The sequence below is a fragment of the Iodobacter sp. BJB302 genome (assembly GCF_002735645.1).
In the GTDB taxonomy this organism is placed as follows: domain Bacteria; phylum Pseudomonadota; class Gammaproteobacteria; order Burkholderiales; family Chitinibacteraceae; genus Iodobacter.
Genome location: NZ_PDZG01000041.1, coordinates 1 through 23,080, shown reverse-complemented (window position 1 = coordinate 23,080; position 23,080 = coordinate 1). Strand labels below are relative to the sequence as shown.

Below are 23,080 nucleotides of genomic sequence, written 5' to 3'. Positions count from 1 at the left end.
TGTGGATAAGCTGTTAGCTTAAATGCTAACTCATTGTATTTTTTGATTAAAAATGGCTTGCCTATTTTTTGTGCACTGCGGCCCGGCGGTTGTTTTTTTGTAAAATGCAAGTTGCAGACACACATTTTCTCTATGGCTGCAGCGTGATATTCAGTATTTTTCCTATGCTGTTATTCCATTCTGCTACGCAATCTTTGCCACAACGCTCTGCCCAGCGCCGGAGCACAACTTGGCGCACTGTTTTAGCCAGGCGAGCCTCGTCACCACTTGTGGGATTAATCAGCGTCATTGAGCCTTGCACGGCCAGAGAACATGTTTTCCCTGTGTTACAAGCCAGCCCGAGCGCGGTTTGTTTATCGGCAACCTGCCATAAATCTTCGGCCAGCCGGTTAATGCCTGCTTCGATGATTTTCTGGTCCTGGATATCAATCTGAGCCCATGAGGCTTGATTCACGCCCAGCATGACCACACTCCAGCCCAGTGGCAAATTATAAATATGCGTTGCTACCTGGTAAAAACGTGCCGTGTGTGCCGCCAATGCCGAGGTAATCAGGCAATCGAGCTGTTTGTCTTTCATTTTCTGATAAACCTGATCAAAAGGAACACTGAGCGTAACGGCACCATAGGCTTCAATCAGGTCGCTGGTGGTGCGCATGCTGACTCTTACTTTTTTTCCTTTTAGCCCTTCCAGATTTTTAATGGGCTCATTACACATCAGCAGCTGTGCAGAATAAGGCCACATGGCAAGCATCTTTATGCCGTGTTTTTGTTCAAAATATTGTTTGAGCACCGGGCTGTAGCTGTTTACAACACGATGCTCCATTTCTGCGCTTGTGGTCAGCCCTGCCAGATCTACGGCCTCTGCCCGCGGATCCTGCTCGGAGATATACGACAAAATAGTTGTGCCAAAATCAGTCATGCCCAGCTTCATCAGGCGCAGCACTTCACTGCCTTTTAAACCTATTTCATTAAAGGCGTTGAGTCTGACCTTGATTCTGCCCTCGCTGAGTTTTGGCAATTGCTCTGTCCAGAACGGTTTTTCATAATCTTTAAACTGGCTGAGCATGCTCCACGAGCCAATGGCTTTTAATGGCTCGGGAGCAAACTCGTCTTCAGCCCGGAGCTGATTGCTGAGCAGAACAGTAAATAGGAAAAACAGTTTGCTCAGCATGGCTCTGTCCTTAGCGTTGGAAGATGGGGGCAGTGGCACACTGGCTGTAATCGTGAAGATGGGGAGTGAGCTCCGTTTGGGATGGGTGCAGCGGCTCAAGTGTTTCATCGCCCAGAAGTTGCTGGCAGGCATAAAGGGCAGAATCCAGCGCGCCCACAATCCAAGTGTGGTGAACGCTTAAATGCTCACCGGCAAAATAAATATTTTGCTCAGGCTGGCGGGCAGTATTAAAAAGCTGCCTGAATTGCCCCGGATAAAACATTGCATCCCCTGTGGCCCATTCCGAAGGCCAGGCCACATCAAAGGATTCGATAAATTGCTCGTTAATATCAACGGTATTCTGATACAGCGTTTGCAAGTCTCTGAGGGCTAATCGCAGGCGTTCTTCCGGGCTCTGTGGCAACCAGTTATAGGCGTCCGTCATCCACGAATACAGCAGCAAAACGCCTGCTCCTGCATCGCCTAAACCGTAAGAGGGATAGACACACCAGCGCATAGGCAAATCGCTGCTGGATTGCCCGCCCATAGCGGCTTGCGGTAATTGCTCCCAGAAGCGGGTTTTAAAGCGCAGGCCAATTTTATACAGCGGCTCAAAATGCATGCTGCGAATCGCTTGTGATTTAGTGGGTGACCATTGTGGGGTAGCAATCATGCGCAGTGCGGCAGGGGGAAGGGCAAGAATCACCCGGTCAAAGGTATCAAATTCACCCCTGTCGCCATAATGAACAACAACACGGCCATCCTGCAGGTTTTCTATTTGCCGCACCGGCGCATTCATGGTGATCGATTCTACCCCGATCAGAGAGGCGCAGGCATTGGGCAGCCTGTCCATGCCATTGGCGATGGTGTTCCATTTCGCACCGGAGAAATCCATGCTTTCAATGACCATTTCAGTAAAGCTGCTTTGAAACTGATTACTGGCAGAATTCATGACTTCTACATAATTGACTTTCTCCATACTCCAGCCGGCTATTTCAGTCAGATAGGTATAGAGCGAGTAATTATCGTATTGCACAATTTTGGCAAAGCCGAGATCAAAATTAACGGCAAGCAAATCAAAAAACGGCTGCAGTACTTCATCTAACAGCTGAGAGGCCGTTTTATTGCGATCTTCCGGAGCAAGGTTAAATCCCAGTGCTTCCGGGTGCTCATTGGCATAATTTAGCGTCATGGTCGCGCCGCCAAATGCGCGTTTACCATTCACATAAACCAGATTGCCAGTGGGATCGTAAAGCTGGTAAGGAATTAAATCGATTTTAGATTCAGGGGGGATTTGTTCATTTAAATAATGAATCAGGTCAAATACAGGCTGTTGCTCTGGCGTTTGTGGCAGGCGCATGGCACCCGCTTCAAAATACTGATTGGCTTCCTGATTAAAGCGGTGGGTATACACACGGCCGCCAAGGCGATCCGGGTGGGCTTCAAAAATACGGCAATCGATGCCACGGCTTTTAAGCAGTAAAGCAGAATAAAGCCCGGCCATGCCCGCACCGACAATGCCAACGCGAATATTGGATGAAGGGGGGGATTTTTGCTCGGGTTGCTGCGGTGAACGGGCTTTTAGCCATGCTTCATAAGCTGCGCGTAATGATCCTGAATTAGAAGGCACTTTTGCAAACATGTAAGAAGAGCTAGACATGACAGACTCCAGAAATGGATTGCACATAAGCTACCTTCATAGCGTATTTTTTAATGATTTTAAAACCATAAAAAAATTTTTGTTTGTAAGAATTTGGAAATTTAAGTGAATGTTTATGAGGTGTATATTAATATCAACTGCAAGATTGCAGACAATTAAAAGCCTGCTGCTTTATTGAGGATGACTGGCCGCCGGAGCGAGGGGGAATGCAAGCACAAGAAGGCCCATTTCGAAAGTCGATTGCGCTGCGTTTACGCCTGGCTTTTGGTGCTGTGGCTGCGACCACGCTGCTGGCATCTGGTGCAGCATTGTGGGTTTTTCATTCTGTAGACAGTACTTATTCAATTGTGGCGAAGCAGAGCTTTCCGGCTTCCTTTGCTTCGGCCAGGCTGGAGGCCAGCAGTTTAGAGTTCTCTTCAGCGCTGGCAAGCCTTGCTAATGCGCAGAATATCCCCGCGCGAGACAGCGCTTTATCCAGAGCAAAGCTGGCTCTGGCTGATTTACCCAGACAAATTAATGCCCTGATGACCAGCCGCCCGAGTGAGGCAGAGAAGCTGTCGGCTTTGGTGCTGGAATTATCAAAAAATGTGCCATTAACGGCATATTTGGTCAGCCAGCAATTGGATTTGGACGAGCGCAAAAATAATATTCTGCAGCAGGCTGGTGATGTGCAGCAGCGCTTTCTGGATGCAATCGATCCTATTCTGATGGCAAAAAATGCAGAGTTATTGTCTGCAACACGCAAGGTATCGGTTGCTGCTGGCGCGTCTGTGCATTCACTGATAGATAATGAATTTTCAGAATTAAATGCACTGCAGCAGGCAAGGGCAGAAGCATTCCGCCTGGCGGCAATCGCTGGTGAGCAGGGAGACATTTCCTTACGTAAGCGAAGCACCAGCCTGCTTGCGGGCATCCAGGTTCATCTGCAAAAGGCCGAACCCCTGGCCCAGGAGGCAGGAAAAAATTTAGCAGCCAGCTTACAAGCCCCCATGGCAGATTCGCGCAAAGATGTGGTGCGCGCAGTGGCCTTATTTGATGAAGTGCTGCTGCCATTAACGAATCAAATTACTTTAAAAATGATTTCCCGCAGTGATCAGATCACCCTGGATTCGACCAATGCTGTGGTTGTTTTGGTGGCAGAGCAGGTGTCTTCGCTGAGCGCGGTACAACATTTTCGGGGCGATGTTTTGCTGTTAGCCAGTCTGATTACCCAGGCTGCCAATGCGCCAAGCGTGATTCGTCTTGAAGAAATACAAAGTACTTTTATTCAAACCACAGAAAATGCAAAAACTATTCTGGTTAAAATTAATCAGGGCGAGGGGGCGGGGATATTAAAGCGTGAACTGAATAACCTGCTTGCCCTGACAGAAAAAAATGAAGGTATTTTTTCTGTCAGCTTAAAAAGATTAAGATTAAATAATGAATTGCAGCAACTTATTGTAAAAAACAGAAGTGCGACACAGCTTTTGCTTAATCATGCCGAGCAGGCAGGGCAAACGATTAAGCATGAATTAAATGATGAAATGTTTATGCTTTCAGTTCGCCTCGAAAAAAGTACATGGCTGTTAGCGGGCCTTGCCTTGTTTAGTATGATAATTTCTTTTGGAATTGGTTATGTTTATATCAGAAGACGAATCAGCTCAAGATTGGTTGTTTTATCTGAAAATATGCAAAGTATTGCAAAAGGTCAGCTTGATGTGGATATTGATGTGGCAGGGCAGGATGAGATATCTGCTATGGCAAAGAGCCTGCTGGTATTCAGAGATGCAAGCATTTTACTGAGAACCCAGTCTGAAGAGCTCATTATTTCCCGGGATCAGGCAGAAGCGGCCTTACAGATTAAAGGTGATTTTTTGGCTAATATGAGCCATGAAATCAGAACGCCTTTAACTGCTATTTTAGGCTATACCCATTTAATGCTGGATACCCCGCTTGCCAACCGGCAAAAAGATTATTTATCAAAAGTTCAATCATCAGCTAATCTGCTTCTGGGCGTTATTAATGATATTCTGGATATTTCTAAAATTGAAGCCGGAAAATTAGAATTAGAAGAATCAGAATTTAATCTGTATTTATTGCTGGAAAATCTCGCGGGTGTCGCGGCTATTCAGGCTGAAAATAAAAAGTTAGCGCTGATTTATAGCGTTGATGTCAATGTGCCACAATGTTTAATTGGTGATTCGCTAAGATTAGGGCAGGTTTTACTTAATTTAATTAATAATGCCATAAAGTTTACAGATCAGGGCGAAGTTGAGCTTGCCGTTTTATATCATGAAAAAGGAGATGATCTTTGTGAATTGAAATTCAGTATTTATGATACAGGGATAGGGATCAGCCCGGAGGTATTGGCCCGTTTGTTCAGCCCTTTTACTCAGGCAGATTCATCGACTACCCGTCGTTTTGGCGGGTCTGGCCTGGGCCTGGCAATCAGTAAACAACTGGCTCATATTATGGGGGGAGATATCAGCGTTGAGAGCACTCAGGGCAAGGGATCTGTCTTTCATTTTACCCTCTGCCTGAAAAAAATAAGCTTGCATGATTATGCGATTCCTCAGTTTCCCGATCGCCGTGTGTTGATTGCTGATCAGCATCCCGCAAGCCGGATTCAATTATGTCTGTATCTGGAAAAAATGGGTATGCATGTCAGTGATGCATGCTCGGAATTTGATGTGATATCACAGATGCAAAGCAATGCTTCTCCATTTGATTTGCTGATTGTGGATGCCAGTTTATTTAATAAAGCTAAACCAGAGGTGATGCAAAAATTGTGGGGCAGCCGCGAGGATATGGCCATTATCCTGCTGACCACGATTTTAAGTCATGAAGAAGTGATGGGGCATTGGGGGGCCAGGCCCTTTGTTTACTCATTAAGCAAGCCAATTATCGCTATATCATTGTATGAAATCATCAGCCGCAGCCTGGATTTGAACCGCCTTTCTGGGAGTAAAGCCGCGGGCTATCCGGAAATAAAAGCAGAGCCGCTGCATGGCGTTAAAATTCTATTGGCTGAAGATACACCGCTTTTAAGTGAAATGAGCGTTTCTTTACTGAGTTCATTAGGTGCTTCTGTTGAGGCTGTTGGAAACGGCAGAGAAGTACTGGATTTGATTTTAAATCAGCAGAAAACATATGATGTTGTCTTGATGGATGTACAAATGCCTGAAATGGATGGCATGGAAGCCACACGTATTATCCGTACTCAATTATCCGCCATTGAATTACCTGTTATTGCTTTAACCGCTCATGCGATGGAGGCAGAGCGCCGTCGTTGCCTGGAAGTTGGCATGAATGATCACTTAGCTAAGCCGATTAATCCGCAACATTTATTAAAAGTATTACTGCACTGGACCAATAAGTTGAATCAGCCCCAGCTTTTATTAAAAACCGATGAAATGATTGCCAGCTTGCCAGATTTGCCCGGTTTAGGTTTGGAAAAAGCCCTTGATCGCCTGGGCAGCCTTGCTTTGCTTAAAAGAATGTTGCCAAGGCTGAGAGAGCAATATCTTGATACACCCGCCCGCCTGCGGCAGTTGATTGACGCTAATCAGCTTTATGATGCAGAGCGCCTTGCTCATTCTTTAAAAGGGGTTGCGGGCACTTTAGAAGCTGGGAAGGTTTATCAAATTTCGCAACAAATAGAGGATCAGCTTCATAGTGCAAATACCTCAATTGAAGATTTAATTGGCGAGTTAGACAGGGATTTAAAAGAGGTGGTGAGCAGTATTAGTGGCTGGCTGGCAGAGGGAAATCCACCGGCTTTACAGGGTGTTGCGGGTGATATCCAGCTTTCTATTGATAATTTGCAGGAATTAGATGAATTACTCAGGCTAAGAAGCCTGAGTGCACGAAAGTGTTTTATGAAGTTTCAAGCAGGCCTAATTCGTTTGGATAAAGATAAAGCAATGCTAATGAGTATGGCTTTGGATCAGCTGGATTACCAGAGTGCCAGAGAAACATTGCAATCTATTGATATTAAAAGAGACTTAGTCTGATTGAAATAGTATTCATGTATCATACGCCAGCAGCGAATTTTTAATTTTGTTCAATGTACCGGAGCTAGTCTTGATTCACCAGCCTATTCTTCTCGTTGTCGATGATGAACCAAGTAATATTGAATTGCTGGCTGTGATGCTGGATGATCAGTACGAATTGCGATTCGCTGTGAGCGGCCAGGATGCATTAGCCGCAATGAAAGAGCTGCCTAAACCTGATCTGGTTTTATTGGATGTGATGCTGCCCGATATGAATGGCTATGCCATTTGCCAAAGAATGAAAGAAGACCCTGCAACGGCAGATATTCCGGTGATCTTTGTGACTTCTCTTGGGGACCCTGAGCAGGAAGAAAGAGGCTTTTCCGTGGGTGGGGCTGATTATATTGTGAAGCCTTGCAGGGCACTGAGTATTAAGGCCCGCATTCGTAATCAGCTGGAAATGAAGCGTACAAGAGAGCTTCTACATCGTCTGGCTATTACGGATGGTTTAACCAGCCTTGCCAACCGCCGGCATTTTGATGAAGCATTGAAGCAGGAAACACAGCGTTTACAAAGGCAGGGCGGGCAACTTTCACTGGTGCTCATTGATGTCGATTTTTTTAAGCGCTTTAATGATTATTATGGCCATCCTGCAGGTGATGAATGTTTAAAGCGGATTGCTGTGGTGATTGCAGCAGAATTGCGACGCCCGGCTGATTTAACCGCCAGAATTGGTGGGGAAGAGTTTGCTTGTTTATTGCCGGAAACCAGCCTTGAGGGGGCATATATTGTGGCAGAGCGAATCAGAAAAACTGTGCTGTCGCTTAAAATGCCGCATCAGACCTCAACCATCTCTGAATATGTAACGGTCAGTATGGGAATCGCTGCATCGCACGGCTCAGATGCCAGCCCTTTGTATCAGCGGGCAGATATTCAGCTCTATCTGGCTAAAACGTCCGGGCGTAATTGTGTGGTACAGGATGTTGCTTTAGTCTGAAAAAAAACGCGGTACTTTAAAGTGCCGCGTTTTTTATTTATGAGCGAAGAAGTGAGAGCACTTGCTGCGGGGCCGCATTGGCCTGAGCCTGAGCCGCGATATTAGCCTGTGCACGCACCTGCTGCTGTACAAGGTTTGCGGTTGCGGCGGCGTAATCGGTATCGGCCACTCTGCTTTTTGCTGCCGAAAGGTTTTCAGAGCGGTTTTGCAAATTTGCAGCGCTGGCTGTCAGGCGGTTGCTGACCGCACCAAAATCAGAGCGGGCGCTGGAAACTGACGATAAATCACTGTCTAGCTTGGATAAAGCCTTCCCTGCTGCCGCTGCACTGGATAAATCAATTTGGCCGTTGCTGCTGTTTAGTTTAGTCAGGTCTGGTCTCGACAGAGCAAGCTGATCCCCGGCGTTGGCACCTGCCTGAAAATTTAAATTTCCCTGCCCCTGTAACAGAGCCGTGCCATTAAAATTGGTGTTTTGCACAATATCGCTATTGGCTAAAGACAGCTGATTGGATTCTTCTTGGATGGCTGCCCTGTCTTGGGTGCTGAGGGTGTCGTTGCCCGCAGCAATGGTCAGCTCACGAATACGCTGGGTATTATCCTGAATGGTGCTTAAGGCGCCGTCAGCAACCTGGGTCAGCGAAATACCGTCGTTTAAATTGGATCTGGCCTGGTTGCTGCCCGCAATTTGCGCGGCAAATTGCTCAATAAGCACGGTACTGGCCGGGTCGGCCTGGCTGCTGCGCCTAGCAGAAGACAGCTCACTCAGTGATTTGCTCAGCGCTGTGCTGTTTAAACTATTCTGTGCATTGAGCGATGGCAAATTAGCAGAAATTCCTAAAGCCATGATATTTACTCCCAAGACAATCCTCTCTTAAACCATACTCTGCTTAAGCTCTGCCATCAATGCTGAAGCGCCCTGGCACAGACCTGCGGTTGGGCTCAGCTTATATTGGCCGGGTTTGCGCTGCCTCAGCTTGTGCTATTGCAGGCCATGGCAATATAGCAAATAGAATTTTTGAGGATATATATTGTGATTGCACTAGAGTTTTTGGTGGTGATTGCCGCAATCTTACTGGGTGCCAGGCTTTCTGGGATCGGCTTAGGGGTAATGGGCGGCTTGGGTTTAGCCATTTTGGTATTTATTTTTGGTTTGCAGCCTACAACTGCACCAATTGATGTAATGCTGATGATTATTGCCGTAATCACGACGGCAGGCTGTTTACAAGCTGCAGGGGGGATGGATTTTTTAGTGCGTATCGCAGAAAAACTGCTGCGCCGCGATCCAAAACGCATCACTTTTTATGCGCCTCTGGTAACGTATTTTTTTACGCTTTTCGCAGGTACCGGCCATGTGGCTTATGCGGTTTTACCGGTCATCGCTGAGGTTGCACATGAATCGGGTGTACGGCCCGAGCGCCCATTATCGATTGCTGTGATTGCATCGCAGGCCGCCATTACGGCCAGCCCCATTTCTGCAGCAACAGTCGCCTTGCTTTCACTGCTTTCACCAGCCGGAATTCATTTAGGCGATATTCTGATGATTGCCATTCCTGCCACCCTGATGGGGACGATGGCCGGGGCATTTGCGGCCAGCCACCAGGGCTGCGAGCTGAAACTTGATCCTGTTTACCGTGGCAGATTAGAGCGGGGTGAAATTCAGGCTTTGCAAACTGAGGAGCGCCTGGCTTTACCAAAGGCAGCCAGCCGTTCGGTATGGCTATTTTTACTGGCGGTGTTTTCTGTGGTGATGCTGGGTACTTTTCCGGCGCTCAGGCCAGAATGGCTGGTAGCAGGCAAAAGCGTGCAGCTGAATATGGCGCAGGCGATTGAAATTGTGATGCTGTCTGCAGCAGCTTTGATTTTGCTCTTTTGCAAAGTGAAGCCAGATGAAGTGGTGAAGGGCTCGGTATTCAGGGCTGGCTCGGCTGCGGTGATCGGGATTTTTGGTGTGGCATGGATGGGCGACACCTTTATTCAGGCCAATATGGCGTTGTTTTCCGGCTCGGTTAAAGATATTGTGACTGCTCAGCCATGGCTGTTTTCAATCGCCCTATTTGGCATGTCGATTTTATTATATTCACAGGCCGCAACGATTCGCGCATTGCTTCCCTTGGGGATTGCCCTTGGGATTCCTGCTCCGGCTTTAATTGCGATGTTTCCTAGTGTAAACGGCTATTTCTTTATTCCTAATTACCCCACTGTGATCGCTGCAATTAACTTTGACCGCACGGGTACAACCGGTATTGGCAAGTATTTACTGAATCACAGCTTTATGCTGCCAGGCCTTGTCTGTTCGGCAGTTTCAGTGGGATCAGGCTTCGCTTTGTCTCATATCCTATTGTAATATAAAGAAAAATTACCCATCGCTTTGGGTAATCCTTCCTGGTCATCAATCGGAAAAATCGTTGATGATGCAGAGATGGATACCCAAATTCAAACTTCACCGGCAAGCGGAAGTGCACGAAATCAACAGGATGACGTGCACAACAGGCAGCAGTTATCCCTGCAAAGGATGGCTGCGCGCACGGAAAAAAGCACTTTCAAAGATGAAATCAGTGAGCTGAGGGCGGAGGAGTCACAGCCGCTGGATTTGCAAGTGCACCGGAGTGTGCTTGAAACAAAGGCGCTTGATACGCAATTGCTGCTGTCGCAAATGCTGATGGCTTCTGCACTCTATTGGCCTCAGCTGGCCATGAATTCTGCAAGGCAGGATATGGCTGCGTCTTCATTACGCCATCCGCAAAGGATAGAAAATGCCCTGGCCAGCTACCGGGCCATATCTTCTGTCACGGGGACGGAATCAGGAGCAGGATTGGCAGCCACCGCCTAGTGGCTGCCTTTTTTTTCGTCTATTTTTAGCGCTTGGTTTTTAAAGCCGCCAGTGCCGCAGCCATCGCACCCTGTGCTTCCGGCTGACGTTCAGCTATTTTTCTATCCTTGGCTGTCATGCTTTGCTTCACCGGCTCACCTCCTGGTGTCGCGCTGTCGCTTAAACGCATGGTCAGCGCAATGCGTTTTCTGGCGACATCAACTTCTATTACTTTAACTTTGACCACATCGCCAGTTTTCACCACTTCCCGCGGATCTTTAATAAAGCGGCTGGATAGCGCCGAGATATGCACTAAGCCATCCTGATGCACACCAATATCAATAAATGCGCCAAAGTTGGTCACATTGGTGACAACGCCTTCCAGCACCATATCCAGTTTTAAATCGGCAATTTTTTCAATGCCTTCAAGAAAGCTGGCGGTTTTAAATTCCGGGCGGGGATCACGGCCGGGTTTTTCCAGCTCGGTCAGAATATCTTTAATGGTGGGCACGCCAAATTGCGCGTCGGCTAATTCGGCTGGATTCAGGCTTTTGAGCAGGCTGCTATCGCCAATAATCTGGCCAATGTTTTTGCCAATTTTAGCGATGATTTTCTCTACCAGCGGATAGGCTTCCGGGTGGACGGCAGAAGCATCCAGCGGGTTTTTTCCCGCCATCACGCGCAAGAATCCGGCTGCCAGCTCAAAGCTTTTATCGCCGATGCGCGGCACTTTCAGCAGCGCTTTACGCTCAGCAAAAGCCCCGTGCTGATCGCGGTAGGCCACAATATTCGCCGCCATGGTGGCGCTCAGGCCCGATACTCGGCTTAAGAGCGGCACCGATGCCGAATTCACATTCACACCTACCGCATTCACGCAGTCTTCGATCACGGTATCGAGCATCCGTGCCAGCTCGTTTTGGTTTACATCGTGCTGATACTGGCCCACGCCAATCGCCTTGGGCTCGATTTTAACTAATTCGGCCAGCGGATCTTGCAGGCGGCGGGCGATGGATACCGCACCGCGCAGGCTGACATCCAGCTCAGGAAATTCTTTGGCGGCAAACTCAGAGGCAGAATAAACCGATGCGCCCGCTTCAGACACCACCAGCTTTTGCATGGCAAGCTCTGGCATCAGCTTAATCAGCTCGACAGCCAGCTTATCGGTTTCACGGCTGGCCGTGCCATTGCCGATAGAGATCAGCTCTGCACCGTGTTTTTTTGCCAGCGCGGCCAGGGTGGCCAGCGATTCATTCCACGCTTTGCGCGGCTCATGCGGATAAATAGTGGCGGTGTCCAGCAGCTTGCCGGTGCGATCAACCACGGCTACTTTTACGCCGGTACGCAGGCCAGGATCAAGGCCGATGGTGACCTTAGGCCCAGCGGGTGCGGCCAGCAGCAGATCTTTCATATTGCTGGCGAAGACTTTAATTGCCTCAATATCAGCCTGCTCTCTCAGCTGACTTAAAAGCTCGGATTCCAAGCTTAAAAAGATCTTGGTGCGCCAGCATTGTCTTACGGTATCGATCAGCCATTTATCTGCAGGCCTGTCCTGGTTTTTGATGCCAAAACGCTCTGCGATACGCATTTCACATACATTTGGCGTGCTGCCGCGCGCCTTTTCGTTTGCAAGGCTGGCGGCTAATTCTTCGGGTAGTAGAATTGATAAATTCAGAACGCCTTCATTTCTGCCCCGCAAAATAGCCAGAATACGGTGCGAAGGCATGGCAGAAATTTTTTCGTGGTAATCAAAATAATCCGCAAATTTTGCGCCTTCAGCTTCTTTTCCTGCGATCACCGATGTTTTGCTGCTGGCATTGCTTTGCAAAAAGCTACGCAGCCGGGCAATCAGCTCCGCGTCTTCACTAAAGGTTTCAATCAAAATTGCGCGCGCGCCATCAAGCGCAGCTTTGGCATCTTTGATATCTGCCTTTGCATTGATAAATGCGCTGGCGGCTTGTTCAGGATTGAGTTGCGGATTGGCAAGCAATTGCTCGGCCAGGGGGGCAAGGCCTGCTTCTCTGGCCATTTGCGCCTTGGTGCGGCGTTTTTGTTTAAAGGGCAGGTAAAGGTCTTCGAGGCGCTGTTTATTATCTGCGCTGAGTAATTGTATTTTTAATTCAGGGCTCAGCTTGCCCTGTTCGGTGATGTTATTAATGATGGCAATTCTGCGTTCTTCCAGTTCACGTAAATAGCCAAGGCGCACTTCCAGATTACGTAGCTGGGTGTCATCCAGCCCGCCGGTGACTTCTTTGCGGTAACGGGAAATAAATGGCACGGTGGCGCCATCGTCCAGCAGGCTGACAGCAGCAATCACTTGGGCTTCGCGGCAGGCGATTTCGGTGGCAATACGTTGGTGAATTGAAGGCAGCATGGGGCAGATTCTACAAAAGCGGGAAGAGCTGCATTTTACGGCTTTTATTGTAAGCGTGGCGGGCTAAGCTGCATTTTTACATCCCGGCTATTCAGCGCTTAAGCCCGTCAGACTTTTGCCCAATAATGTAAATGGTATTTTTTTCAGCCTGCTTGCTTCTCAAATGCTGCTATTGATTAATTTTACTGCGTGTTTCATCCACAATTTTTTGAAAATCTCCACTTGCTTTCAGTTTTTTTAAACCACTGTTAAACCTGTCAATTAATTCTTTACCACGCGGATGTTTATTCCAGATAACCACATGCATTGGGGCCAGCCAGAAAGATTGTTTTTGCCAGGTGATTTGAGCACGTTTTTCCGGTGTAAAGTTATGCTGTAATAAATATTGGCCTACTTCAATATCAATAGGAAATAAATCAATATGACCGACAATTAGTTTTCTGAAACCTGTTAAATCATCGGCCGCCCGGTCTGTATTTAAAATTTTTTGTTTTTCTAAAAGTGCAAATTCATCTGAGTAGTAGTTTCCCAGCGTGACGCCAATCCGGTTGTTTTTTAAATCACTTAATTTTTTCCATGGTTTTCTATCATTAATTCTTTCAAAAAACACCATAGTGGCTGAAAGTACCGGATCGGTATAGAGCAAATCTTTTTGTCTTTCGGCCGAAATAGCCCAGCCAAAGCTGCCATCCAGAATGCCTTTTCTGGCCACTTCAAGCGTGCGGTTATTGGGGTAAAATTCGTAGCTGACCTGCACATTTTCACGGGCAAAGGCTTCGAACACCAGCTTGGATAAAATGCCAAATTCAGCTAAATCTTTGCCCATATAAGGGGCCCATTCTTGATTGGAAAGGCGGATTTTAATCGGGTCGCTGGCATAGCTGAGAGGTACCAGTATCAGGCTGAATGCGATTGCCCGAGATAATAAACGGAGTTTCATTTTTTTTTACCTTTTTCAGGTGATTTTTATCATTTTTATGACTAAAACTACTGGCGGGCAATCCCTGGCGTCAGACCAATAAATTCCGGATAATCAGTGATCATGCCTTGCAGGGGAAAGGCCTTGCAAATAAGGTGCTCTTTTTCTGTCTGAGCGCCATAAACAAAATTATTAAAACCCTGTGCATAGCTTTGATTGAGTAATTCCAAATCAAGCACTTCATAATCCCATATGAGGGTGCGCAGGCGTGGGTGTGGCATGGCGGACAATAGAAATTCGTTTAATTGCGCCGGGCGGTGTGCAATTAAAAAAGCACAATCCAGATGAAGCTCTTTTTCAATATGGAGTGCAACTTCGTGGTGAAACGAGCTGATAAGAAGCTGCCTGTGATGGATATAGTTGTTCAAAATAGCCAGGCATTCAGGCAAAACAGAGGGCGTTTTGATTTCGATATTCCAATAGGCATCAGGAAACGCATCGAGTGCTTCAGATAAAGTCGGGACGATATAGCCGGATAAATGGGATAATTCGCTGCGGTTTAATGTGGCTACGGCCGTACCATCGGGCGCATTGCGGTCATGATATAAAACGGCTTCTCCATCTGCAGATAAGCGTACATCTGTTTCTATTCCAGCAAAGCCAGCCGTTAAGCTCAGCGCAAAAGCCGCAAGCGTGTTTTCTGGGGCTGTGCGGTGTAAACCGCGATGTGCAAGTCGCAACATAGAATCGGTTACACTCTTGAAAAAAATGAATATTTCAATTTTAGGATGCGATGCATGCTTCGTGCCAGAAGTTTTCTGAGTAAATCTGCATTTATCATCGTACTGGGTTTCAGCTGCGTTTCCCTGCAGGCGTTTTCAGCCGAACGCCCCCGGATCGGGCTGGTGCTGGGCGGGGGCGGTGCACGGGGTTTAGCCCATATTGGTGTACTGAAAGTCTTGGAAGAAGCCCGTGTGCCTGTTGATTGTGTGGTGGGAACCAGTATCGGCTCTTTGGTTGGTGGGGCCTATGCAGCCGGGCGCACTCCGGAAGAATTAGCCAGCAGGGCGGTTGACGCGAATTGGGATGATTTACTCAGCTCAAGTTTGCCGCGCCAATTGAGTGCCGTCAGAAAAAAACAGGACGATAAGCTTAATCTGGTGGGGATAGAGCTGGGCATGCGGGATAGCGGCGAAGTGGCTTTGCCTTCTGCTGCAATCAGTACTCAGAAAATTGCCTTGTTTTTACGTGAAATGACTTTTGGCGGGACTATTGCCTCGTTTGATTCTCTGAGCATTCCCTATCGGGCGGTCGCTACCGATATTGAAACGGGCGAAATGGTGGTGCTTAAAGATGGCGATATTGTGACCGCAATGCGTGCCAGTATGGCGGTACCAGGCTTGTTTCCGGCTGTAGCGCGGGATTCACGTTTACTAGTTGATGGTGGCCTTGCCAGAAATGTGCCGGTAGATGTGGCACGTTCGATGTGTGCCGATGTGATCATTGCTGTGGATGTGGGCGCGCAGCCTTTAAACCGGGATCAGATCAATAGTATTTTAAGTACGGCTGATCAATATACCCGTTTAATGGTGGCGCAAAATGTGAAGCCACAATTAGAAAGCTTAAAACCAACAGATGTTTTAATTACGCCTAATTTAGGTTCTTTAAGCTCGGCAGATTTCAAAAAGGGCCAGGAATTTATTGCGAAGGGAGAGGAAGCTGCAACGCTGAGCTTATATCAGCTGAGTAAGTATTCCTTATCTGAAGCAGATTATGCAGCATGGAAAAAAAATAAATTAGCACACAAGCTCGAGCCTCAGCCCGTGCAAATGGTAGATGTTGTACCGATGCGCAATGTGAATCCGGATGTGCTGAAAGAAGCGCTCGATGTGCAAATTGGCCAAAAATTAAACAGCGATGATTTTCATAAACGCCTAGCAGAAGTCTATGCACGGGGTGATTTTTCTCAGCTGGACTATGAGCTGACTGATCATGATGGTGCACAGCAATTAACGCTGGTGCCAAGGGAAAAAGACTGGGGACCTAATTACCTTTCATTTGGTATGGGTATGGGGACTGATTTTGAAGGCAATAATCCTTATGCATTAACCGCAATGTATAAGCGAACTTGGATTAATTCTCTGGGGGCAGAGTGGAAGTCTTCTCTTCGGGTGGGCGGCACAATGGCTTTCCAGACAGAGTTTTATCAGCCTCTGCAGCTGGATGGTTATGTCTTTATTGCGCCTTCATTCAGTTATAAATCAAGCCCCATTTCTATTTGGCAGGGTGGGGAAAACCTTGCTCAATATCGCTATGCACAATCCCGTTTTGGGCTTGATCTTGGCTCCAGCCTGACTCGCTTTGGTGAGGTGAGATTAGGTGTTTCTTATCAGCATTTTGATGCGGCTAAGCAAATTGGTGCTGCAATTGCTTCAGATAGCACGGATGGGGATTATGGCGTTAATCTGAAAGTTTATTACGATCAGCTGGATCACCTTTATTTTCCTGGCAAGGGGGATCTGGTCAATATCAATGCTTATTACGCATTAAAAGGGCAGGGTGATTTTAGTAAATATGGCCGGATTGGTATAGAGGCAGAGCACGCGTTTAATTTTAATGGTGTAAAAGGGAATCTGGCCGTACAGGGGCGTTATAGCTACAAAGATGCGCCATTTTTGCCTGATTTTCAGTCTTTAGGCGGGTTTTTAAATCTGTCCAGTTATCGTAAAAATGAGTTATTGGGTGAAAACTCAATTTATGCAAAAGCGCAGCTTTATTCTCCTGTCTCATTATTGGGCTTAAGCGTAGGCGGCAGTTATTTAGGGGCCGCCATCGAAACGGGCCGGATGTTTAATGTGCTGGATGAGGAACAGGAAGGCTGGCATACCTCTGTGACGGGGTTCTGGGCTGCGGATACTTATTTGGGGCCGTTTTATTTAGGCGCGGCTTACGGCGATAATAAAAAATTGCGTTACTATTTGATGCTGGGTAATCAATTTTAATCAGTAAAACACTTTTTTCAGGAGAGGGTTATGTTAAAACAGAGTCTGCTTGGTGGTGTATTGCTACTGGCTTTTGCTGCAACGTCCTACGCCGGGCCTCAGCAGGAGAAAATGGCCTCGTGTAATAAAGATGCCGGTGCTCAGTCTTTAAAAGGCGATGCGCGTAAAGCGTTTATGAGTACTTGCCTGAAAGCCGCTCCTGCTTCAGCCCCTGCAATGACACAGCAGGATAAAATGAAGCAGTGTAATAAAGATGCGACAGGTAAGAAGGGCGATGAACGTAAAGCGTTTATGAGCAACTGCCTGAAGAAGTAAGCCATGATGGCCGCCTGAACCGGTATTCAGGCGGCTTGAAATGCATCTGATCATCCCCATCTTTCTGGTTGAGCAAGGTTTGATGTGCCGCCTGCCTTGTAAGCACCCCCTCTGGTACATTTAAATTTATTGCCCCAAGTTGATTATGACCTTTCTTGACCGCCTATTTCGCAAGACCACTGGAACATCTGCCATGCCCGACCTCTTACTTGCAGCCCTTAGCTCTGTTATTGATCCCAATACCGGCCGTGATTATGTTTCTGCTAAATGTATTAAAAATTTAAAATTTGCTCAGGGTGTGGCCAGCCTTGATGTTGAGCTTGGCTATCCGGCAAAAAGCCAGTTTGCAGCAATTTCGGCACAAATTGAACAGGCATTAAAGGCTGTGGAAGGTGTGAATTCGGTTCAGCTGAAAGTTTCCAGCCATATTGTTGCTCATTCCGCACAGCGCGGCCTGCCGCTGCAAAAAGGTATTAAAAATATTATTGCTGTGGCAAGTGGCAAAGGCGGCGTGGGCAAATCAACAACGGCTGTGAATCTGGCATTGGCTTTAGCGGCAGAAGGCGCAAGTGTGGGTTTGCTGGATGCCGACATCTATGGCCCGTCGCAGCCCACCATGATGGGCGTGGCCGATCAAAAGCCGGAAGCCGTAGAAAATAAATATATTTTGCCCATTGAAAATCACGGCATTAAAACGATGTCGATTGGATTTTTAATTGATACCGAGCAGCCCATGGTTTGGCGCGGCCCTATGGTTACGCAGGCATTAACGCAATTACTCAATGAAACCCTTTGGGGTGATTTAGATTATCTGGTGATTGATTTACCGCCAGGCACCGGTGATATTCAGCTTACCTTAAGCCAGAAAGTGCCGGTGACCGGTGCTGTGATCGTGACTACGCCACAAGATATTGCCCTGCTGGATGCGCGCAAGGGTATTAAAATGTTTGAAAAAGTGGGCGTACCTATCCTGGGCCTGGTAGAGAATATGAGTGTGCATATCTGCAGCAATTGCGGACATGCCGAGCCTATTTTCGGCGAGGGCGGCGGGGCCAGAATGGGGGCAGATTATGGGATCGAATTACTGGGCCAATTGCCGCTTGATTTATCTATCCGCCTGAATGCGGATGCCGGAAAGCCTTCGGTAGTGGCCGATCCTGATGGCAAAATTGCTGAGCTTTATAAAGCCATTGCCCGTAAAACTGCCGTTAAAATTGCGGCTAAATCACAGGATTTCTCCAGCAAGTTTCCCAAGATTGTGATTCAGAAAAACACCTGATTTTGCAATCAGCCACTAAAAAGCCCGAATCAATTCGGGCTTTTTAGTGCCATGAATATCAGCCAGCGCGGGATTTGCTTAGCGATGTGGTTTCAATCCATTTACGAACACGTTGTGCGTCGCCGATGCGGGTGTATTTGCCATTTGAATCGAGCAATACAATCACTACTGGCGTGCCATTAATGGTGGCTTGCATAACTAAGCAGCGGCCTGCTTCATTAATAAAGCCAGTTTTTGATACACCAATATTCCAATCGACTTCTTTAACCAGCGGGTTGGTGTTGTGAAACGCCATATTCCTGCCTGATTGATTAGAGATAAAGCTATATTCGCTGCTGGTTGTGAAATCATGAATTTCTGGATAGCGGTGCGCTGCTTTGACCATTAAAGCCAATTCACGTGGGGTGGAAACATTATTAGGTGTTAAGCCCGTTGAATCATAAAACCGGCTGTTTTTCATTCCTAATGACAGCGCTTTTTCATTCATTTTTCGAATAAAAACAGCCTGGCCTGCAGGAAAGGTGCGGGCTAATGCAGAGGCCGCCCGGTTTTCAGAGGCCATCAGCGCTAACAGCAGTAATTCACCACGGGTGAGTGTTGTACCCACGGTAAGGCGCGAGCTGGTGTTTTTTAAAGTATCCACATCAGCCTGGCTGATGGTGAGTAATTCATTTAATGGCAGTTGCGCATCAAGCGTCACCATTGCCGTCATTAATTTGGTAATAGAAGCAATTGGGGTGAGCGAATCGGCGTTTTTCTCATACATGATTTCGCCATTTTGCTCATTGAGCACCAGCACACCTGCCGATTGCACTCCCGGATTATCCAGGGTGGTTGATAAAGCTAAAGCGCGTGAAATCGAAACATCTTTGCGGGCATTGGCAATCGCGCGGCTTGTAACATGCTTATTGCCTTGTTTTGCAACACTTGCAGATTTATTTGATGTTTTAGTATTCGATTTTTTAGAGGCTTTGCTGGTTTTTGTTGTTTTAGCTTTTGAAGTGTTTTTTGTTGTTTGGGTTGCAGATTTCTTTGCTGACGTTTTTGTGACCGCTTTATGGTCAGTATGTGCCGCCGCAAAGGCTGGCGCCGTCAGGCCCAGCGCTGCAACAAGGGTGCAGCAGGAAAAAATGCGGTACAGCATGAGATAGTGACTCCGAGGCTAGGGATGGCCGGAACATGGCATCGTCATCCTTCATAATTGTGCTCTTATTTTACGCAATGATTTTTAAAATGTCATGTTAAATCAAATAGTACGGTACGATTTGTTAGAAATGGGATTAGAATAATTTTTCACGTTTTTGTTTTACTGACGCTAGTTAGTTGTTGCGGTGCAGCAATAACTTGCTAGAATGGTGTTCCTTTCGAGTTGCTTTCGGAGAAAACCGATGTTTAATAACAAACCGATGGATGAATTCTTCCAGCAGCTTACTGAGACCAACCAGAAACTGTTGCAAAGCTGGGTTAACCTTTCACAGCCAGGTGAGCCAGCCGCTGATCTGGCACCTATGCAGCAGATAATGACCGGTCTGACGCAAAGTAATCCTTTTCTCGCACAACACAGCGATTTTTATAAACAGCAGCTTGATTTATGGCTGGGGCTGATTGGTGCCAAAGAAAAAGCACCCGTAGCCTTTCCGGAAAAAGGGGATCGCCGTTTCAATGCGCCGGAATGGGAACAACCACTGTTTGATTACATCAAACAGAATTATTTGGTGACTTCCCGTTGGCTCTTGCAAATGGTTGAGCAAGCGCATACGGATGATGCCGCCCGCGAAAAAATGAGCTTTTTTACCCGCCAGTATGTCGATGCGATGAGCCCGGCAAATTTTGCTTTTACAAATCCTGAAGTCATGAAGCTGGCTTTGGAGAGTAAAGGGGAAAGCTTGCAGGAAGGCATGAAGAAGTTAATGGCGGATATGCAGAAAGGCACTATCACCATGACGGATGAATCTCAGTTTGAGGTAGGCAAAAATCTGGGGATCAGCCCCGGACAAGTCGTCTTCGAAAATGAGCTCTTCCAATTACTGCAATACACGCCTTCTACCGCCAAAGTTTATTCCCGCCCCCTCCTGATTGTGCCGCCATGTGTGAATAAGTACTACATCATGGATCTGCAGCCTGATAATTCTCTTGTCGCCTATGCCGTAAGCCAAGGTTTTAAAACCTTTTTAGTCTCCTGGAAATCGGTTACACCTGAAATGGGCCACCTGGAGTGGGATGATTACGTTGAAAACGGCGTGATCACCGCGTGTGATGTGGTGCGTAAAATTGGTAAGGCAGAAAAAATCAATGTGCTGTCTTTCTGCATTGGCGGCGAACTGGTTTCTACTGCCATGCCGGTAATGCAGGCGCGTGGTTTGGATTGGATTGAATCGGTTACTTTAATGACCGTGATGATTGATCACACCGAGCCGGGTGATATCAAGCACTTTATTGACTGGAATCTGATCCGCAAGCGTGAGGCCCTGTTAAGTGAAGGGGGCGTGATTGGTGGTAAAGAGTTATCACGTACTTTCTCTGCATTACGCTCAAATGATTTGATCTGGAATTACGTGGTCAATAATTATCTGAAGGGTAAAACACCTGCGCCGTTTGATTTACTCTACTGGAATAACGATTCGGCCAATCTGGCCTTGCCAATGCATACTTTCTTTTTAAGAAATATGTATTTGGAAAACAATCTTACCAAGCCTAATTCATTCAGCCTTTGCGGTGTACCGATTGATTTAACCACCATCACTACGCCTACCTATATTTTTGCGGCGCGTGAAGATCATATTGTGCCATGGCAATCTGCTTATTTAAGCACACGTATTTTTAAAGGCCCGCTGCGCTATGTACTTGGGGCTTCCGGCCATATCGCAGGCGCGATTAATCCGGTAAAAGCAAATAAGCGTAATTACTGGGTGAATGAAGATTTATCGGGTGATGCAGAAAGCTGGCTTGAAGGTGCTGAATCCCGCCCCGGCAGTTGGTGGCAGGATTGGAGCCAATGGCTGATTCCATTTTCAGGTGAGCAAATAGCCGCATCTAAAACGCATGGAAATGCTACTTTCAAGCCGATAGAACCCGCGCCGGGCCGTTATGTAAAAGAGCGCTTAGACTAATTAAAAGAGTCGCTGAGCTGTTTTGGCCTGAAAAGCTGAAACCGCAACAAGCGATTATTACGCTGTAAATGATGGCAGATTAATTCTGCTGATAAATGCATTGCTTAATCAGCTGTTGGGTCCATGCCCAAAACAGCCTTTTAAAAGGGAAATACCGCATGACTGAGATCGTGATTGTTGCTGCTGGTCGTACTGCTCTGGGCAATTTTGGTGGTGGGCTGGCTAAAGTACCGGCTGCAGAATTAGGAGCAACAGTAATTCGTGGCCTGCTGGCAAAGACCGGCGTAGCAGCAGACCAAATCAGCGAAGTGATTTTAGGTAATGTGCTGACTGCGGGCTTGGGCCAAAATCCGGCGCGTCAGGCGCTGCGCCGTGCAGGGCTGCCAGATGCAATCCCCGCCTTAACCATTAATCAGGTATGTGGTTCAGGCTTAAAAGCAGTGGCTTTAGGCGTGCAGGCCATTCTGTCTGGTGAAAGCGAGATTGTGATTGCGGGTGGCCAGGAAAACATGTCTGCTTCGGCACATATTCTGCCAGGCAGCCGTGATGGCTTCCGTATGGGCAATACTGCACTGGTCGATACCATGGTGTATGACGGTTTAACCGATGCCTATAACAACTACCATATGGGCGTGACCGCCGAAAACATCGCCAAAAAATACGGCATTACGCGTGAAGAGCAAGATGCTTTGGCCTTGTCCTCACAAATGAAAGCCGCTGCAGCGCAGGAATCAGGCCGCTTTGCAGAAGAAATTTTCCCTGTTGTGATTCCGCAAAAGAAAGGCGATCCAGTTGTGTTTGATAAGGATGAATTTATCAAACCTGCCACTACGGCAGAATCACTGGCTAAATTGCGCGCCGCGTTTGATAAAGAAGGCACCGTAACCGCAGGCAATGCATCCGGTATTAATGATGGCGCTGCTGCCGTAATGCTGATGAGCGCGGCCAAAGCGAAAGAGCTGGGCTTAACGCCTCTGGCTACTATTCGCGCGGCGGCTTCTGCCGGTGTGGATCCAACCATTATGGGCATGGGCCCGGTGCCTGCAACGCAACGCGTATTAGCGCGTTTGGGCTGGAAAGTTGAAGATCTGGATTTAATTGAAGCTAATGAAGCGTTTGCAGCACAAGCTATTGGTGTTGCGCGCGAAATGAAATGGGATGCCAATAAAGTTAATGTAAATGGCGGAGCAATTGCCTTAGGTCATCCAATTGGTGCGTCTGGCTGCCGTGTTTTGGTTACGCTATTACATGAAATGCAACGTCGCGATGCAAAAAAAGGCTTAGCCACTTTATGCATTGGTGGTGGTATGGGTGTTGCGCTGGCAGTAGAGCGGGCTTAATCTTTTTAATCCCCAAAAAAGCCCCCGAATATTGAACTGCACCCCAAAAGTTGGACACCCGTCCATATTTTTGGGGTGTTTTTATGTCCAAGTACTCAACGCAATTCAAGCTCTCTGTCGTTCAGCAATATTTAACTGGCGAAGCAGGTATCAAAAC

At 47.3% G+C, this 23,080-nt stretch carries 17 protein-coding genes; 10 read left to right on the top strand and 7 right to left on the bottom strand.

Annotation, left to right across the window (positions count from 1 at the left end; translation table 11 throughout):
* Positions 1-130 precede the first annotated feature (130 nt).
* Complete coding sequence (locus CSQ88_RS13765; RefSeq protein ID WP_180273660.1) at positions 131-1,171, bottom strand: TRAP transporter substrate-binding protein; 1,041 nt, start codon at positions 1,169-1,171, stop codon at positions 131-133.
* 10 nt (positions 1,172-1,181) lie between these two features.
* Positions 1,182-2,810, bottom strand: coding sequence for an NAD(P)/FAD-dependent oxidoreductase (locus tag CSQ88_RS13760; RefSeq protein WP_180273659.1), 1,629 nt, complete (start codon positions 2,808-2,810; stop codon positions 1,182-1,184).
* Between the two features lie 206 nt (positions 2,811-3,016).
* Between CSQ88_RS13760 and CSQ88_RS13755 the strand changes: the two genes are divergently transcribed.
* Positions 3,017-6,802, top strand: coding sequence for a response regulator (locus CSQ88_RS13755; RefSeq protein WP_099398666.1), 3,786 nt, complete (start codon positions 3,017-3,019; stop codon positions 6,800-6,802).
* Between the two features lie 70 nt (positions 6,803-6,872).
* Positions 6,873-7,778 (top strand): diguanylate cyclase domain-containing protein, encoded by a 906-nt coding sequence (locus CSQ88_RS13750; RefSeq protein WP_218963092.1) that lies wholly within the window; start codon positions 6,873-6,875, stop codon positions 7,776-7,778.
* Between the two features lie 37 nt (positions 7,779-7,815).
* Here CSQ88_RS13750 and CSQ88_RS13745 read toward each other — a convergent pair whose 3' ends face one another.
* Entirely contained in the window at positions 7,816-8,622 is an 807-nt protein-coding gene (locus tag CSQ88_RS13745; RefSeq protein WP_099398665.1) for a flagellin, read from the bottom strand.
* Between the two features lie 186 nt (positions 8,623-8,808).
* On the opposite strand from CSQ88_RS13745, the gene CSQ88_RS13740 reads away from it, so the two are divergent.
* Complete coding sequence (locus tag CSQ88_RS13740) at positions 8,809-10,122, top strand: anaerobic C4-dicarboxylate transporter family protein (protein ID WP_099398664.1); 1,314 nt, start codon at positions 8,809-8,811, stop codon at positions 10,120-10,122.
* 75 nt (positions 10,123-10,197) lie between these two features.
* Positions 10,198-10,608, top strand: a complete 411-nt coding sequence (locus CSQ88_RS13735; protein WP_099398663.1) for a hypothetical protein — start codon at positions 10,198-10,200, stop codon at positions 10,606-10,608.
* 25 nt (positions 10,609-10,633) lie between these two features.
* On the opposite strand, the gene CSQ88_RS13730 is transcribed toward CSQ88_RS13735, so the two are convergent.
* From CSQ88_RS13730 to CSQ88_RS13720, 3 genes are all read right to left on the bottom strand, one after another.
* Positions 10,634-12,958 (bottom strand): Tex family protein, encoded by a 2,325-nt coding sequence (locus CSQ88_RS13730; RefSeq protein ID WP_099398662.1) that lies wholly within the window; start codon positions 12,956-12,958, stop codon positions 10,634-10,636.
* Positions 12,959-13,127: 169 nt separating this feature from the next.
* Positions 13,128-13,898, bottom strand: coding sequence for an ABC transporter substrate-binding protein (locus CSQ88_RS13725; RefSeq protein ID WP_099398661.1), 771 nt, complete (start codon positions 13,896-13,898; stop codon positions 13,128-13,130).
* Between the two features lie 47 nt (positions 13,899-13,945).
* Positions 13,946-14,620, bottom strand: coding sequence for a glycerophosphodiester phosphodiesterase (locus tag CSQ88_RS13720; protein WP_099398660.1), 675 nt, complete (start codon positions 14,618-14,620; stop codon positions 13,946-13,948).
* A gap of 54 nt (positions 14,621-14,674) precedes the next feature.
* On the opposite strand from CSQ88_RS13720, the gene CSQ88_RS13715 reads away from it, so the two are divergent.
* The 3 genes from CSQ88_RS13715 (at position 14,675) to apbC (ending at position 18,473) form a co-directional block, all read left to right on the top strand.
* A complete protein-coding gene (locus tag CSQ88_RS13715; protein WP_180273658.1) occupies positions 14,675-16,879 on the top strand; it encodes a patatin-like phospholipase family protein in 2,205 nt (734 codons plus the stop codon).
* 30 nt (positions 16,880-16,909) lie between these two features.
* Complete coding sequence (locus tag CSQ88_RS13710; RefSeq protein WP_099398658.1) at positions 16,910-17,194, top strand: PsiF family protein; 285 nt, start codon at positions 16,910-16,912, stop codon at positions 17,192-17,194.
* Positions 17,195-17,387: 193 nt separating this feature from the next.
* The gene (gene apbC / locus CSQ88_RS13705) at positions 17,388-18,473 is read left to right on the top strand and encodes an iron-sulfur cluster carrier protein ApbC (RefSeq protein WP_099398657.1); all 1,086 of its coding nucleotides are present in this window, start codon (positions 17,388-17,390) and stop codon (positions 18,471-18,473) included.
* Between the two features lie 58 nt (positions 18,474-18,531).
* On the opposite strand, the gene CSQ88_RS13700 is transcribed toward apbC, so the two are convergent.
* A complete protein-coding gene (locus tag CSQ88_RS13700) occupies positions 18,532-19,359 on the bottom strand; it encodes a serine hydrolase (RefSeq protein ID WP_267896124.1) in 828 nt (275 codons plus the stop codon).
* On the opposite strand from CSQ88_RS13700, the gene CSQ88_RS23420 reads away from it, so the two are divergent.
* The 3 genes from CSQ88_RS23420 (at position 19,304) to CSQ88_RS13690 (ending at position 22,923) form a co-directional block, all read left to right on the top strand.
* A complete protein-coding gene (locus tag CSQ88_RS23420; protein ID WP_257212604.1) occupies positions 19,304-19,624 on the top strand; it encodes a hypothetical protein in 321 nt (106 codons plus the stop codon). The genes CSQ88_RS13700 and CSQ88_RS23420 overlap by 56 nt on opposite strands.
* A gap of 237 nt (positions 19,625-19,861) precedes the next feature.
* Entirely contained in the window at positions 19,862-21,583 is a 1,722-nt protein-coding gene (locus CSQ88_RS13695) for an alpha/beta hydrolase (protein ID WP_099398655.1), read from the top strand.
* A 158-nt stretch (positions 21,584-21,741) separates the two neighbouring features.
* Complete coding sequence (locus CSQ88_RS13690; RefSeq protein WP_099398683.1) at positions 21,742-22,923, top strand: acetyl-CoA C-acetyltransferase; 1,182 nt, start codon at positions 21,742-21,744, stop codon at positions 22,921-22,923.
* Positions 22,924-23,080 lie beyond the last annotated feature (157 nt).